Genomic DNA, 15,604 nt, shown 5'->3' with positions numbered 1-15,604 from the left:
GAGCCAATTATGACTGACAAACACCACCGCTGCTCCTTCTGCCACAAACCGGATAGCGAAGTCCGCCGCCTGATTTCTGGGCCGGACGGCATCAATATTTGCGACGAATGTATCACCCTCTGCGGTGACATGCTGAAAGACGGCGCTCCTGTTGCAGAGACCCCGTCCTTATTTGAAGGCAAGCCGTTACCGACCCCGTCGGAAATCAAAGCCTTCCTTGATGACTACATCATTGGCCAGCATCAAGCCAAAAAAACGCTGGCTGTTGCGGTGTACAACCACTACAAACGCCTGCTGCTGAATCAGCAAAAAGCTGACGATGGTGTGGAAATTGTAAAAAGTAACATCCTGATGATTGGATCAACCGGATCAGGCAAGACCCTGCTCGCACAGACTCTGGCCAAATGCCTTGATGTGCCCTTTGCCATCGCCGATGCCACAGCCTTAACCGAGGCCGGTTACGTTGGCGAAGACGTGGAAACCATCGTGCAAAAACTGCTGATGAACTGCGACAACGATGTGACTCGCGCTGAAAAAGGCATCATCTACATTGACGAAATCGACAAAATTGCGCGCAAGAGCGAGAACCTGTCTATTACCCGTGACGTATCAGGTGAGGGCGTGCAACAAGCCCTACTCAAACTGGTTGAAGGCACAGTCGCTGCCGTACCGCCGCAAGGCGGACGCAAGCACCCGCAACAAGAACTCATCCACGTCAATACCACCAACATCCTCTTTATCTGTGGCGGGGCTTTTGCCGGGCTGGAAAAACTGATTGCCAAGCGCACCGAACAGGGCGGTATCGGTTTTGGTGCCCATGTACATACCAAAGCGGAGGCGGATGAGAACAACAATCGTCTGCTGCAACAAGTTGAGCCGGAAGACTTGGTCAAATTCGGTCTGATTCCCGAATTTGTCGGTCGCCTACCCATTATCGCCCTGCTGGATACCCTTGACGAAGACGCGCTGGTGCACATCCTGACTGAGCCGAAAAATGCTATCGTGCGCCAATTCGAGAAAATCTTTGGTTATGAAGACGTAGCGCTCGAATTTACGCCAGAAGCGCTGCATGCTATTGCGCAAAAAGCCATCAGCCGCAAAACCGGCGCACGCGGCCTGCGTTCCATCGTTGAGCAGACCTTGCTGGATACCATGTTCGTCCTGCCAGATCAGAAAGACATTAACAAAGTGACCGTTACCGCTGACACCATCCTGCAAGGCAGCGCCCCCCAAACACACCAAAAAGTCACCGCCTGAACCGAAGAAACCTGATGCAAGAAAACAACCTTCCCGTATTGCCACTGCGCGACGTCGTCGTTTACCCTCACGTTATCGTGCCGCTTTTCGTTGGCAGAGAAAAATCCATTGCCGCCCTGGAAGCTGCTAACAAAGAAAACCAGGAACAACTGCTGCTGGTGCCGCAGAAAGACGCTACTGTGCGCGAACCGGAAATTGCCGATCTGCATCCCATCGGCACGGTTGGCCGTATCGTCCAGATGGCGAAACTATCTGATGGCACCGTCAAAGTGCTCGTAGAAGGCCTGCGGCGTGTCGAAATAGAGCAATGGCAGGACAATAGCAGCTATCTGCAAGCGAGCTATCGCGATTATGGACAGCCGGAAGCGGATAATGTCGCTACCGACGAGCAGCGGGCGATGGCCAAAACAGCCGTCGAACAATTTGCCCGTTTTCTCAAAGAGAACGATAAAAACGCGGATGACCTGCTGCAAAACCTGCGTCAACTGAATAATCCTGGACGCATTGCCGACACCATTGCTGCGCATATGGATCTCACACTGGAACGGCGTATCGCCATTCTAGACAGCGTGATTCTCAGCGAACGCTTACAGCACATCCTGATTATTCTGGAAGAAGAACTCGAAAAAACTGACCTTGACCGCAAAATCCGCAAGCGGGTCAAGCAGCAAATGGAACGCAACCAGCGCGAATACTATCTGAACGAACAAATCAAGGCCATCCAGAAAGAATTGGGCGAGATGGAAGACGCCTTGAATGACGTCGAACAACTGGAAAAATCTATTAAAGATGCCGGCATGTCTGCCGATGCAGAGAAAAAGGCTTTGTCCGAGCTGAATAAACTCAAACAAATGTCGCCCATGTCGGCCGAAGCAAACGTCATCCGTAACTATCTTGAATGGATGATTGATTACCCGTGGTCAAAACGTCGCCGCAGTCAGTACGACATTGCCCGCGCTGAAAAAATTCTTGATCGCGATCATTACGGTCTCAAAGACGTTAAAGAACGCATCCTCGATTACCTTGCCGTACAAAAGCGCAACAGAAACGGTAAAGGGCCGATTATCTGCCTCGTTGGTCCACCTGGCGTGGGTAAAACCTCGCTGGGTAAATCCATCGCCGAGGCGACCGGACGCGACTTCGATCGTATCTCACTCGGCGGCGTACATGATGAAGCCGAGATTCGCGGTCACCGCCGTACCTACATTGGCTCCCTGCCGGGCAAAATTGTGCAGAAATTGTGCAAACTCGGCAGCAACAACCCGCTTATTTTGCTGGATGAAATCGATAAAATGGGCATGGATCACCGTGGCGACCCTGCTTCCGCTTTACTTGAAGTCCTTGATCCGGCGCAAAACTCCGCATTCAGCGACCACTATCTGGAGACCGATGTGGATCTGTCCAGCGTACTCTTCATTGCTACCGCCAACACTCTGAATATTCCAGTCCCGCTGCTGGATCGCATGGAGGTTATTCGCTTGCCTGGTTATACCAGCCGCGAAAAAAACGAAATCGCCACGCGTTACATCCTGCCGCGCCAAATCCGCGAACATGGGCTGCACAAAAATGAATTCCAACTGGAAGACGGTGTCATCAACGATATCATCGAAGACTATACTCGCGAAGCAGGCGTACGTAACCTTGAGCGGGAAATTGGCAAATTAGCGCGGAAAAGCGTGCGCAAACTGCTGACTCCGGAGATCAAGAGTATCACCATAGATCGCGCTAACCTGGAAGATTACCTCGGCGTCGCCAAATACCGTCGTAGCGAAGATGACCTGCGCAACAAAATTGGTTGTGTGACCGGCCTTGCTTGGACATCCGTCGGTGGTGAGACCTTACAAATCGAGGCAACCGTCTTTCGGGGTAAGGGTAAACTTAATCTGACCGGGCAACTCGGCGACGTGATGAAAGAATCCATACAGGCTGCATCGTCCGTCATTCGCAGCTATCTCGAAACTCATTTGCCCGATCTGCGTTATGACGAATACGACATCCATATGCACCTACCAGAAGGTGCAACCCCGAAAGATGGTCCTAGCGCCGGCATCGGCATGGCAACCGCATTGCTTTCGGCACTGTGTAAAATCCCGGTGCGTGGAGACCTCGCCATGACCGGTGAAATCACCCTGCATGGACGCGTGCTGGCCATTGGTGGTTTGAAAGAAAAACTGCTGGCCGCCGTGCGCAGTCACATCACAACCGTACTGATTCCGGAAGAAAACCGTAAAGACCTGCGCGATATCCCTGACGAAGTCAAGGATGCGCTGATCATCATTCCGGTCAACCACATTGAGCAAGTCTTTGAACATGCCTTTGAAGCATCGGAAATTCCCCTCAGCCAGCGGTTGGGCACGCATAAACAACCGCCTCCGATTAGCACTGAGGCCGTAAAAAACGTGCGCTGCTAGGTAGAAAAACCAGCAAAGCCCCAAATAGCCACCTAATAGGTGGCTTAATAATATCCATGAAAACATATGATTAGCAGAAATACCACGCTAACGTGGTAAAAACGCAACAAAAAAGTGAAAAAAAGATTGCACCCCGCCACTATGACTGTATAGAATTTCGCCGTCGGCGTAGTAAGAGCGCCGTCTAATCCTGTAAAACTCACAAAAAAGGTAGATTTATGAACAAGACGGAATTAGTTGATGCTATTGCTGCCGCTGCGGATATTACCAAAGCACAAGCTGGTAGAGCGCTGGATGCCGTACTCGAAAGTGTGACCGAAACCCTGAAAAAAGGCGAAAAAGTTACATTGATTGGCTTTGGTACATTTGAAACCCGTGAACGTGCAGCCCGTACTGGCCGTAACCCGCAAACGGGCAAAGAAATCCAAATTGCTGCCAGCACAACTCCTGCATTCAAAGCAGGTAAAAAATTGAAAGATGCTCTTAATGCCTCTGCCAAAGGGAAAGGCAAAAAAGGCAAATAAATCATCCTAAAAAAGATGGCAATAAATAAGGCCGTCTTTTACAAAATAGGGTGTAAAAAACGTTGCAAGCAAAAGAAAAAACTTTATAATGCACGCCCTGCCTAGCCTGAGTGGCGGAACTGGTAGACGCAGCGGATTCAAAATCCGCCGGTGGTAACACCTTGAGAGTTCGAGTCTCTCCTTAGGCACCAATTATAAAAAGCCCCGCTTGCGGGGCTTTTCTTTATGTTGTTTATATACAACACTCTCGATAGACGAGCATCTAGGAGTTCGCATGAAAATTCTCGTAACTTGCGCACACGGCACCAGTACCGGCCCCATCATGAAAAACAAGGTCGAGCTGGTACTGCAAGAATTCGAAATTCCCTTTGAAAAGATTGATTACTGCGCGATTGTCAAGGCAAAGGATATTGCCGAACAATACGATGTCATTTTCTGTGCCACCAGCTTTGCCAGCCTTTTCAAAAATGCGGCGGCTAAGGGGACGGTCGTAATCGGTATGCGCAATATTCTATCGTTAGAAGAAATCCGTCTGCGTCTGCAAAATGCGGGGCTTGCGCCTAATACAACGGGTATGGATTAGGCGCGCTAAAAACGGGCGGCTATCCGGCCTTTCTCTCCATACAGCATTCAAAGCCATAAAAATCTTATCTGGATAACGCATGCAGCCTTGCTGTCCCTTGGCAATAGGTTTTGCCAAGAGCCCGCAACGGATTTTAGTGTCCATAATTCACGGGCGTTAGCAGTAATAGCTAGAATCCTCTTTCCCGTAAGAACAAGCAGGGCAAAAATAATAGGACGACGAATATATCGCATTGTTTGGAAAAATTTTCTCACCATATCTGCATGCTCTTCATGCGAATCGCTAGGTAGCGTCTTTTCCCGCAGAGTTGGTGCTCTCTTCTTTTCTCCGCGTTTTAAATCATGCAGTACCCACCTATCCGAAAACTCAAGACGATCTCTAAAAATGAAAACCGCCTCTTTAGCTGCGCGTTTGCTATTACCGTCTGTGTCTCTTTGTTTGTCTTTGCCGATGATTTGCTCAATGACCGCCAGCTGGTTGGCTTTGGCAAGATACTGCTGGTACAGATGGTTATTGTCATGCCTCCGCTATATGTTCTGAGCAAATGGAATGAATCCCGCCGTCGGCATTTGATAACGCAGGCTATCGCTGAATTGGGATTAACCATCCATATGGGGCATTGGGAAAAAGAACCGTTGAGCTTATTAGCGCTTGATACCGCGCAATGCAAAATCGCGCTGTTGCGTGCCGATAACGATTATGCGCCTATCGTCATCGACAAGGCGGATATTCTGCAGTGCCGGATCGTGACAGACAGCAAGGACCGCACTCGCAGCAGCGGTTTTGTCTGGGGTAATTATTTTAGTGAAAGTGTCTCGGTTGAGAGCAAAGAAACCTACACGCTGGAAATTCATTATAAAGAAAGGGATAAGACCGTCCATATTCTGCAATTACCCTTTGGCAAAGATCGTATTGCTGCAGAATCTTTATCGCAAACCATTCATCTTTTCGGCATATGAATAAACCACTAACGGAAATGACGCTTGCCGAATTATGGCAATTATTCCCCATCGAGCTTACCCCGCATAATCCCGTTTGGGCGGATTGGTATCAGGAAGAAGCGGCATTATTACGGCAATATCTCCATCCGGAACATGTCCATATTCATCATATCGGCAGCACGGCAATTCCTGCTATTTGGGCCAAACCAATTATTGATATCTTGCTGGAAGTTACCGACAGGCAAACCATGCAACGCGTTACTGCTGTATTGGTAGCGCACGGCTATTTGCAAATGTCTGCCAATGAACAGCGCATTTCCCTCAATAAAGGCTACACGCCGCAAGGCTTTGCCGATAAAGTTTTCCATGTCCATCTTCGCCTGCCACAAGACAATGACGAACTTTATTTCCGCGATTATTTGCAAACGCATCCTGCCATTGCGCGGGCATATGAAGCCTTGAAATTGTCGCTGTGGCATCGCTACGAACATGACCGGGATGGCTACATGGCTGCCAAAGGCGATTTCATCCGCCGATACACGCAGGTGGCCAAGTCGCTTTATCATGCGCCTATCAACACGGAGGATTCTGTATGAATGACATTATGCAACGCTGGCGGCTGGTACTGGGCACTGAAGCGCAGGAAACGACCGGCTGTGTGCTGGGCGAGCGCGAGCTGCGGATGGACAAGGCGCTGGCGGCACTCTATGATGAATCCGACAAACGCGAGCGGCGCGGTGGCTTGGGTACATCCGCGCCGGAGGTCAGCACCTGGCTGGGCAATATCCGCGAGTTTTTCCCGCAGTCGGTGGTGCAGATAATGCAGTCGCGGTCAAGCGCCTCAATCTCTCCAGTTTACTCACGGAGAAGAAAATGCTGGCAAACGTTGTGCCGGATGTGCATCTGGTTGCGACCCTGATGAGCCTCAGCCGCGTCATCCCGGAGAAGAATAAGGCGCTCGCACGTGAGTGGTACGCAGGGTGGTTGAAGAGCTGCTCGCCCTAAGCGACGACGGCGCACCGTTTTACGACAAAAGCCATGCCGCTTTCCTCACTGGCTTCGGTGTGCCTGTTTTCACCTGCACACCCGACCGCTTCTCCGATCTGATGGCGGCCACGCTGAATCGGCAAGATCTGTCACTTTGGGTGTCACAAAATATCCAGAGCTGACTACCAAGCGGCATAAATACTGGACCCGCCAAGCGGCGTAAACACTGGCCTCGTCAAGCGGCGTAAACACTGGCCCATCAAGCAGCGTAAATGCAGGCCCCGCTAAGCGGCGTAAACACTGGCCTCGTCAAGCGGCGTAAACACTGGCCTCGTCAAGCGGCGTAAACACTGGCCCCGTCAAGCGGTATAAACACTGGCTCCGTCAAAGCGGTATAAACACTGGCCTCGTCAAGTGGCGTAAACACTGGCCTCGTCAAGTGGCGTAAACACTGGCCTCGTCAAGCGGCGTAAACACTGGTCCTCCAAGCGGCGTAAACACTGGCCCCGTCAAGTGGCGTGGTTGCAGGGCTTGTTGCAGACACAGAGCCGGACGAAGGCGCTTTTTTGTCGTGAACGAAGCCCCGCCTGTTAAAATACACCGCCACTGTCATTTCAGAGGCACCCCATGCGTATTATTGAAGAAGCACTCACATTCGACGACGTCTTGCTCGTTCCTGATTTTTCCGATGTTCTGCCGCGCGATGTGGACTTATCCGTCCGCCTCGCCCGCGACATCCGGCTTAACATCCCCCTCTTTTCCGCCGCGATGGATACCGTTTCCGAAGCCCGCCTCGCCATCGCCCTCGCCCAGCTCGGCGGCATTGCCATCATCCATAAAAACATGACGCCGGCGCAGCAGGCAGCGGAAGTGCGCAAAGTGAAGCGCTTTGAGTCCGGCGTCATCCGCGACCCGCTCACCACCACGCCGCTGGCAACCGTTGGCGAAGTGCGCGAATGTACCCACGAACACAAATTTTCCGGACTGCCGGTGATTGAGAACGGCAAAGTGGTCGGCATCGTTACCCGCCGCGACCTGCGCTATGCCGAAGACCACGAACTCGTGCGCGACTACATGACCCCGCAGGATAGGCTCGTTACCGCCAAAGAATCGGCAAGCACCAGCGAAATCAAACTGTTGCTGCAAGAACGGCGTATTGAAAAAGTGCTGCTTATTGACGACGAATACCGCCTGAAAGGCCTTGTTACCGTCAAAGACCTGCGTAGCGCACGTGACTACCCCTTTGCCTGCAAGGACAGTAACGAAAGCCTGCGTGTCGGTGCTGCCATCGGCCCCGGCGGCGACAGTGAAGAACGCATCGAACTGCTCACCAAAGCAGGCGTGGACGTGCTGGTGGTGGACACCGCGCACGGTCATTCCAAAGGAGTGCTTGATCGCGTGCGTGAATTGCGCCGCCAATTCCCGGAACTCGTCATCGTCGGCGGCAACATCGCCACCGCTGAAGCCGCCATCGCTTTGGCGGATGCTGGCGCGGACGTGGTTAAAGTTGGCATTGGTCCCGGCTCCATCTGCACCACCCGCATCGTCGCGGGTGTTGGTGTGCCGCAAATCTCGGCCATCAGCAACGTCGCCAAAGCCCTTGCCGGACGTGAAGTCAGCATCATCGCCGACGGCGGTATCCGCTACTCCGGCGACATCGCCAAAGCCATCGCCGCCGGCGCACACGCGGTGATGGTCGGCGGTCTGCTCGCCGGCACCGAAGAATCGCCCGGCGAAGTTGAACTCTACGAAGGCCGCTCCTACAAAGCCTATCGCGGCATGGGCTCCATCGGCGCGATGGCGGCCGGTTCCTCCGACCGCTACTTCCAGAGCGGGCAAAAAGCGGAAAAACTCGTGCCGGAAGGTATCGAAGGCCGCGTGCCTTACAAAGGCCTGGTCTCCGGCGTTATCGAACAACTGATGGGTGGCCTGCGTGCCTCAATGGGCTATACCGGCTGCCACAATCTCGCGGAAATGCGCAGCAAACCGCGCTTCGTGCGTATCAGCAACGCCGGTATGCAAGAATCGCATGTCCACGACGTGACTATTACCAAAGAACCGCCGAACTACCGCCGCTAGGCAGGGAAATTAAAAGGCAGGCTGCGGCCTGCCTTTTTCGTTTTTGCCCATGATGCCTATGCCTACGCCCGCCAAGCGGCGTAGTTGCAGGGTTTTGCCGCTGTGCGGGCCGGAGGATGAGGACTTTTGGCGTGTATGAAGGGGATTGGTATCAGCCTTTGATGATTTCCACCCAGTAGCCGTCCGGGTCCTTGATGAAGGCGATGTCGCGCATCGTCCCTTCTTCCGGGCGTTTTTGGTAGGGGACGTGGTTGGCGTCGAACCAGCGGATAGCCGCGTCGAAGTCCGGCACGCTGATGCAGATATGCCCGTAGCCACGTGGTTCGCTGTTGCCGTTGTGGTAGCTGAAGGCGGGATCTGTTTCCGTGCCCCAGTTGTGGGTGAGTTCGAGGACGCCGCTTTGCCGCGCGATCCAGCGGCGGCGTTCTTGTTCATCGGCGGGAATCTGCTCGTCGCCTCTGAGCATCACGAGGAAGTAGAGGCTGAATTTACCGCCTTCGTAGTCGCTTTTGCGCACCAGGGTCATGCCGAGGATACGGGTGTAGAAGTCCAACGATTTGGCCGGGTCTTTCACGCGCAGCATGGTGTGGTTGTAGGTGAAGCCTTGGGTGGCCGGGTTGTGGTTGTTGCAGGCGCCTTCGGCGCTGATGCCGGTGAAGGTCATGGTTTTCTCCGTTTCCTTTATGATGGCGCGCCATTTTAGCAACTGGATATGTATATGCCGCGCTGGTTTTTTGTTTTGTTCGTTTTTCTTGTGATGCAATTGCTGCTGTGGGTGTTCGCCCGCTCGCTGCGTTTTTTGCTGGGTGACCGCCCCCGCCGTCGCCTCACGGCATCGATTTTTGTCCTCGCCGACGGGTTGCTGCTGGTCACGATGACCCGCCTGTTTCCCGTCCTTTTTATTGTGCAGGCCTGGATGATCGCGTCGCTGTGGCTGTGGTTCATGGTGGCAGCGGTTGCTTATCCGCTGTACCGTATCGGCAGGCGTTTTGCCCCGCAGCGGGCAGCGCGGTTGCTGCGCGTGTTTTTGCCGGCGGGCTTTGCGGCGCTTTTTGCCTGGGGATTTTTTAACGCCAACGCGACGGTCGTGCGCCATTATCAGGTGAGGTTGCCAAAAGCGATGGCGCCGCTGCGTATCGGCGTCGCTTCCGATATTCATCTCGGTGGCAATTTCTTCTACGGCGCACGCGAACTGGATCGCCTTGCCGCGCTGATGGCGCAGGAAAAGGTGGACATCATCCTGTTGCCGGGGGATGTGATTAACGACAATGTGCGCGCCTTCCGCGCAGAAAATATGCAGCCGCATTTGCAGGCTTTGCGTGCGCCGCTCGGTGTCTATGCCACGCTCGGCAATCATGAATTCTATGGCGATGCTGAAGAAAACGCGCAGGCGTTGCGCGATAGTGGTGTGCGGCTTTTGCGTGATGAAGCGGTGGTGGTCGCTGATCGTCTGGTACTGGTTGGCCGTGATGACGAAATGCATGCCAACCGTCCACCGCTCGCTACCCTGCTTGACGGGGTGCGCCGCGACCTGCCCATTATCGTCCTCGACCACCGCCCCAGCGACATTTCCGCCAACGTGCAAACGGCGATGGATATGCAAGTATCCGGACATGCACACCGCGGCCAGGTTTTCCCCGCCAATTTTATTGTGCAAGCGATGTACCACCTCGCTTACGGCCATGAAAATATCGAGGGAAAGGAAGTGTTTGTTTCTTCCGGCTACGGTTTTTGGGGCGTGCCGCTGCGTCTCGGCTCACGTTCTGAAATCTTTGTGATAGATGTGAATGACATCAAATCTTAAAAACTTGGCATCCGAACTGTTGTATGTATAATACACCCTATCAGGATGATACATAGGTACCGGCTCGCAGGGATGCGGGCTTTATTTTTGTCTGTTTTTTGTGGATTTGTAGCGAATTCCGCTAAATGTGTATAAAAATAAAGCCCCTTTTGTGGGGGCTTTATTGCAAAAATACAGCGGTATTAAGCCGTCATCACCGTGCCGAAAATCTTGTCCCCCGCGTCCCCCAGGCCGGGGATGATATAGCCGTGTTCATTCAGATGACTGTCCAGCGCGGCGGCAAAAATTTTCACATCAGGGTGGCGCTCGTTCACCAGCTTCACCCCTTCCGGCGCGGCGACCAGCACCAGCGCCTTGATGTCCTTGCAGCCCTTGCTTTTCAGCAAATCAATCGTTGCCGCCAGCGAGCCGCCGGTGGCCAGCATCGGGTCAATAATCCAGGCGGGGCGTTCGTTCATGCGGCTGGTGAACTTCTCGAAGTACGACACCGGTTGCAGCGTCTCCTCATCGCGTTGTAAGCCAACCACGCTGATCTTCGCCGTCGGGATCAAATCGAGTACGCCATCCAGCATCCCCAGACCCGCACGCAGGATTGGCACGACCGTCAGCGTCTTGCCGGCAAGCCGCCGTCCAGTCACCTCGCCGCACCAACCCTGCAACACATATTCCTCACTCGGCAGCTCGCGTCCGGCCTCATAAGCCATCAGCCGTGCCAGCTCACGCGTCAATGTGCGGAAGCTGTATGTGCTGCAATCCGCCTCGCGCATCAGCGACAACTTGTGCGCCACCAGCGGATGATCAATCACCGTCAGATTCATAAAACACCTCAGTCGTGGAAAAAACGGCCGCATTATAAGCTGCCGACCCCGCCTCCGCAGCGCCTTGCCCGTCCGCCAGGGGCACACTATCATCACCACTTTTCCGCTTTCCCTGCGACATGAATCACTGGCACACCCTCGGCATCCCGCCCACCCGCGACGAAGCCGCCATCAAGCGCGCCTACGCGCAAAAACTCAAGCAGCACCGCCCCGACCGCGATCCGCAAGGATTCATCGCCCTGCGCGCGGCCTACGAAGAAGCGTTGGCATACAGTGCGGGTGAGGCAGCGCCGGTCTATACCCGCCCCGCAGACAACGCGCTGCTGCTTGATCTGCGTACCCTCAGCCGCAGTTGGCGCAAAGCTAAAAGCGACGACGCCCTGCTTGCGCTCTTCCAGGAACAAAGCCGCTTGCTGCCGACCATCGACGAACAGCTTGATTACCGCGAAATCCTTTCCAGCTGGATCGAAGCGCGCGACCGCCCGCGCCGCTACCCGCAAAGCCTCCTCTGGGCGGTGGACAGATACCGTTTGTTGCACGGTCTTGACCCCGACGATCCGCTGCGTGCCGACTACCTGCGCGCCCTCATCATCTGCGGCAGGCGCGATAAAGCCCTGTCCCTCCTCGCCGTCCGCTCACCGGCGCTGGCCCGCTGGCTGCAACAGCCTTTCCCGCTGCAAATGCTCCTGCTCTTTGTGGTTGACCGCGACCTCGCCGAGCTGCAACACAACCTTGATCTTGATGACGACGCCATCCGTGCCGCCTTCCCGGACGCTGCCATGCTGCTGCCCCGCTTCGGCCTGCCGCAACTCGGCCTTGCCTTCGGAGCTGCCCTCGCCTGGTGGCAGGACTGGCGACAGACCGCAGTCTGCCTCGCTATCCTCCTTGCCTATAGCCAATGGCGACACATCCAGCTGCGCATCGCGCGTGGTGGTGCCAATCTGCCGTTCATCGCTCCAGCGCCATTTTTCGCGGGTGCGCTCGCCTGCTACGCCGTCCTCGGCACCTACGCCCCCGCCGCCTGGCATCTGCCCGTCGCGCTTGTCGGCATCCTTACCGCTGTCCTGGCCTACAGCCGCGTCCCTGCTGATGACATTCCCCGCCGTCACTATCTTTACAGCGGCATCACCCTTGGCATTCCGCTCAATCTCAGTGCCACTGACCCCCTCCTCGCCCTCTACTGGTTCATCCCCTGCCTTGCCGATGGCGCCCGCCGCTACCGCGACTACGATCTACACTTCCTGCGCTTCTTTGCCAATACCGCCTACGTCGCCGTCCTCATCCAGACCGGTTGGCAACTGTGGCGGCTGCGCAGCGATGCGCCCGTCCCCGCTGCCCTTGCTGCCGCCTGCCTTTTTGCCGCCGTGGGCAACAGTCTCCGGCTAGCTTGCTGGGACATGTCCGAAGATGAGGAAGCATCATGACCACCCCCATCATCCGTTTCTACGTCCTGCCCGCTGACAGCGGCCTCGAACACCGCCTTGATCTCGCCTGCAAACTCGCCGAAAAAGCCCAGCAGGAGCAGCTGAAAACCCTCATCCTCTGTGCCGATGACAACATGGCGGCACAACTTGACCACGCCCTGTGGCACTACCGCGCTGACAGTTTCCTGCCGCACTGCCGCAGCGGCGATCCGCTGGAAAGCGAAGCCGCCGCCGTTCTCACCGTGCCGCCGGAGCGCGCCGCTGCCTGCGACGTGTTCATCAACCTCAGCAACGAAACCACCCCTGACCTGCCGCGCGGCTGCCGTCGCGTCTTTGAAATCGTCAGCCCGCAGGCTGATGTGCTGACGAGCACCCGCCACCGCTATGCCGCCTACCGCGAACGCGGTCTCGAACCGCAAACCCACCGCCTGGACGGCAGCAAATAAAAGCATGGAAACCTTGCAGACGAAGTGCATGCACGCCCCGCTTGACGATTGCCCGACGCAAGGCTTGCCCCCGTTCGTCAGGCGAGACAATCAGGCGGATTGCGGCGACAATACCCCCATCCACACATCCCAATACAAGGAGACACCATGATCCTCGTCACCGGCGGCGCCGGCTACATCGGCTCGCATACCGTCCTCACCCTGTTGCAACACGGCCACGACGTCCTCGTCCTCGACAACCTCTGCAACAGCTCGGCCGAAGCCATCCACCGCGTCAACCGCCTAACCGGCAAAAACGCGCGTCTTATCGAAGGCGACATCCGCGACCGCGCACTGCTTGACCAAATCCTCGGCGAACACCCCATCCGCGCCGTCATCCACTTTGCCGGCCTGAAAGCCGTCGGCGAAAGCGTACAAAAACCGCTTGCCTACTACGATAACAACGTCGGTGGCAGTATCACCCTCATCGAAGCCATGCAGGCGGCGGGCGTAAAAAACCTCGTCTTCAGCTCTTCGGCGACCGTTTACGGCGAGCAGGGCGGGGCGCGCGAATACACCGAAACCATGCCGCTTGGCGTGCCGAGCAGTCCCTACGGCAAAACCAAAGTCATGATCGAGACCATCCTCGGCGACACCGCTCATGCCGACCCGGCATGGACCATCGCTCTCCTGCGCTACTTCAACCCCGTCGGTGCGCACGAAAGCGGCGACATTGGCGAAGACCCACAAGGCATCCCGAACAACCTCGTGCCTTACATCTCGCAAGTGGCGGTCGGTCGCCTCGAACGCCTCGCCGTCTATGGCGACGACTACGACACCCCGGACGGCACCTGCCTGCGCGACTACATCCACGTCATGGATCTCGCCGCCGGTCACGTCAAAGCGCTGGAACACATTGCAGACAAAACCGGCGTGTACACCTGGAACCTCGGCAGCGGCACAGGCAGCTCGGTGCTGGATGTCGTCCGTGCTTACGAAAAAGCCTGCGGCAAAGCCATTCCCTACACCATCGCGCCGCGCCGCGCCGGCGACCTGCCCGCCTTCTGGGCCAATCCGGAGAAAGCCGCACGCGAACTCGGCTGGCGCACCGAACGCAGCCTGGATGACATGATGGCCGACACCTGGCGCTGGCAGGCGAAAAACCCGCAGGGTTATCGCTGAAATCCGTCGCCCGTACCTCTGCCGCGTATTTCCTAACCGCTTGAAGGAAATCCTTATTCTTGCGGAATGCCGCTATGAAAGGCATGGGTTTCCCGCGAAAATTCCCGCCCGCTGCCGGGCGGGAAATTTTCGTGCGCGCAAAGCGCGTCCCCGCCTGAATCAAGGTAAAATGCCCCCGCTTTTCATCCATTTTTTGTAATCTTGGCAAATGATTAAGAGGATTCGGAATATGAAATACCTATGGCTTGGCATTACCACCGCACTGTTTTTGAGCGGATGCAGCGTGTATGGCGACGGGCAGGCGCCGGTCGTGAACCGCAACACCCAATACGGACAGCAGCCTGCCTTTGGCGGGCAGATGCCGCCGCAGGACGGCGGTTTTGGTTTTAACCCTCAGGGCGGCGGTTTCAACAATATGGCAATCGGCGGGCAACCGCCCGTTCATCCGCAGCAGCCGCCGATGCGGCCGCCGGTCAACCAGCCCCCAGTGAATCAACCGTTGGCACAACTGCCGGATATACCGGTCAACCCGCCGCAGCCTGCCGGACAGACGCAGGTGCAGGCGGCCAGCCCGTATCAGCCTGCAGCGCCAACCATCAAGGCCGCTGCTAACGCCAATAACCCTGTCACGCCGCCGAAGACGCCGCAGGAACCCGGGGTAATCGCGGTGCGCGAGGCGGTAAAAGAAGCACCGAAGACGGCGGCGAATACACCCGCCACGCCGCCCGCTGATAACAAGCGCCAGGCGCTGCGCCCGAATAGCGGCGATGTGAACGTTGGCGCGCCAAGCACTCCGACGGTTGCCGATAACAAAACCGTCGCCAGCGCCCAGCCTGCCGCCAAAGCCGAAGGCGAGACCGCCGTATCCGCGCTGCTGAAAAAGGCCTCCGGCGCGCTCGGCAAGGGCGATCTGGACGGGGCTGCCGCTTTCCTCGAAAACGCGCAGCGGCTTGATCCGAAGAACAGCAAAATCCTCTACGACATCGCCAACATCCGCTATCACCAGGGACGCTACAAGGAAGCGGAAAGCATGGCCAGCCGTGCCGTGCAATCCGGTGGCAATAATGCGATGTTGAAGAAATCGTGGTCGCTGATTTCCAATTCGCGCAACAAGCTGGGCGACAGTCAGGGCGCGGTGCAGGCCGCCACCAAAGCCGCTTCTTACTGAT

16 protein-coding genes and 1 tRNA gene are annotated in these 15,604 nt (G+C 55.8%); 15 read left to right on the top strand and 2 right to left on the bottom strand.

Features of this window, described 5'->3' with window-relative positions; translation table 11 throughout:
- The first annotated feature begins 9 nt into the window (after positions 1-9).
- The 10 genes from clpX (at position 10) to guaB (ending at position 8,782) form a co-directional block, all read left to right on the top strand.
- On the top strand, positions 10-1,257 hold the full coding sequence (clpX, locus tag DY250_RS09350; protein ID WP_115612064.1) for an ATP-dependent Clp protease ATP-binding subunit ClpX: 1,248 nt from the start codon (positions 10-12) through the stop codon (positions 1,255-1,257).
- 14 nt (positions 1,258-1,271) lie between these two features.
- Positions 1,272-3,668: an endopeptidase La gene (gene lon, locus DY250_RS09345; RefSeq protein ID WP_115612063.1), complete on the top strand. Its 2,397-nt coding sequence runs from the start codon at positions 1,272-1,274 to the stop codon at positions 3,666-3,668.
- A gap of 218 nt (positions 3,669-3,886) precedes the next feature.
- Positions 3,887-4,192 (top strand): HU family DNA-binding protein, encoded by a 306-nt coding sequence (locus tag DY250_RS09340; RefSeq protein ID WP_006985371.1) that lies wholly within the window; start codon positions 3,887-3,889, stop codon positions 4,190-4,192.
- 104 nt (positions 4,193-4,296) lie between these two features.
- A tRNA-Leu gene (locus DY250_RS09335) sits at positions 4,297-4,383 on the top strand.
- Positions 4,384-4,466: 83 nt separating this feature from the next.
- The gene (locus DY250_RS09330; RefSeq protein ID WP_115612062.1) at positions 4,467-4,775 is read left to right on the top strand and encodes a PTS sugar transporter subunit IIB; all 309 of its coding nucleotides are present in this window, start codon (positions 4,467-4,469) and stop codon (positions 4,773-4,775) included.
- 341 nt (positions 4,776-5,116) lie between these two features.
- Positions 5,117-5,734, top strand: a complete 618-nt coding sequence (locus DY250_RS09325; RefSeq protein WP_115612061.1) for a hypothetical protein — start codon at positions 5,117-5,119, stop codon at positions 5,732-5,734.
- Positions 5,731-6,312 (top strand): GrpB family protein, encoded by a 582-nt coding sequence (locus tag DY250_RS09320; RefSeq protein WP_115612060.1) that lies wholly within the window; start codon positions 5,731-5,733, stop codon positions 6,310-6,312. The genes DY250_RS09325 and DY250_RS09320 overlap by 4 nt, the downstream gene beginning before the upstream one ends.
- Positions 6,309-6,635 carry a hypothetical protein gene (locus DY250_RS15125; protein WP_218565575.1) on the top strand — a complete coding sequence of 109 codons (327 nt, stop codon included), beginning with the start codon at positions 6,309-6,311 and terminating at the stop codon, positions 6,633-6,635. The genes DY250_RS09320 and DY250_RS15125 overlap by 4 nt, the downstream gene beginning before the upstream one ends.
- Positions 6,636-6,696: 61 nt before the next feature.
- Positions 6,697-6,885, top strand: coding sequence for a hypothetical protein (locus DY250_RS15120; protein ID WP_218565574.1), 189 nt, complete (start codon positions 6,697-6,699; stop codon positions 6,883-6,885).
- Between the two features lie 445 nt (positions 6,886-7,330).
- Positions 7,331-8,782 carry an IMP dehydrogenase gene (gene guaB, locus DY250_RS09310; RefSeq protein ID WP_115612059.1) on the top strand — a complete coding sequence of 484 codons (1,452 nt, stop codon included), beginning with the start codon at positions 7,331-7,333 and terminating at the stop codon, positions 8,780-8,782.
- Positions 8,783-8,933: 151 nt separating this feature from the next.
- On the opposite strand, the gene gloA is transcribed toward guaB, so the two are convergent.
- Positions 8,934-9,446, bottom strand: coding sequence for a lactoylglutathione lyase (gene gloA / locus DY250_RS09305; RefSeq protein ID WP_115612058.1), 513 nt, complete (start codon positions 9,444-9,446; stop codon positions 8,934-8,936).
- Positions 9,447-9,500: 54 nt separating this feature from the next.
- On the opposite strand from gloA, the gene DY250_RS09300 reads away from it, so the two are divergent.
- The gene (locus DY250_RS09300) at positions 9,501-10,586 is read left to right on the top strand and encodes a metallophosphoesterase (protein WP_245951091.1); all 1,086 of its coding nucleotides are present in this window, start codon (positions 9,501-9,503) and stop codon (positions 10,584-10,586) included.
- A gap of 182 nt (positions 10,587-10,768) precedes the next feature.
- Here the strand turns inward: DY250_RS09300 and upp are convergent, their stop codons facing one another.
- Entirely contained in the window at positions 10,769-11,404 is a 636-nt protein-coding gene (upp, locus tag DY250_RS09295) for a uracil phosphoribosyltransferase (protein WP_006985359.1), read from the bottom strand.
- A gap of 119 nt (positions 11,405-11,523) precedes the next feature.
- On the opposite strand from upp, the gene DY250_RS09290 reads away from it, so the two are divergent.
- The 4 genes from DY250_RS09290 to DY250_RS09275 all read left to right on the top strand — a co-directional run bounded on the left by DY250_RS09290 (position 11,524) and on the right by DY250_RS09275 (position 15,603).
- Positions 11,524-12,828 (top strand): J domain-containing protein, encoded by a 1,305-nt coding sequence (locus tag DY250_RS09290; RefSeq protein ID WP_115612056.1) that lies wholly within the window; start codon positions 11,524-11,526, stop codon positions 12,826-12,828.
- The gene (locus DY250_RS09285; protein WP_115612055.1) at positions 12,825-13,274 is read left to right on the top strand and encodes a DNA polymerase III subunit chi; all 450 of its coding nucleotides are present in this window, start codon (positions 12,825-12,827) and stop codon (positions 13,272-13,274) included. The genes DY250_RS09290 and DY250_RS09285 overlap by 4 nt, the downstream gene beginning before the upstream one ends.
- A 147-nt stretch (positions 13,275-13,421) precedes the next feature.
- Positions 13,422-14,435: a UDP-glucose 4-epimerase GalE gene (gene galE / locus DY250_RS09280; RefSeq protein WP_115612054.1), complete on the top strand. Its 1,014-nt coding sequence runs from the start codon at positions 13,422-13,424 to the stop codon at positions 14,433-14,435.
- A 229-nt stretch (positions 14,436-14,664) separates the two neighbouring features.
- Positions 14,665-15,603 (top strand): tetratricopeptide repeat protein, encoded by a 939-nt coding sequence (locus DY250_RS09275; RefSeq protein WP_245951090.1) that lies wholly within the window; start codon positions 14,665-14,667, stop codon positions 15,601-15,603.
- The last annotated feature ends 1 nt before the right edge of the window (position 15,604 follow it).

Origin of the sequence: Cardiobacterium valvarum (assembly GCF_900460955.1) — a bacterium.
GTDB classification, from domain to species: Bacteria; Pseudomonadota; Gammaproteobacteria; order Cardiobacteriales; family Cardiobacteriaceae; genus Cardiobacterium; species Cardiobacterium valvarum.
This window is presented reverse-complemented; position numbering and strand designations above follow the sequence as displayed.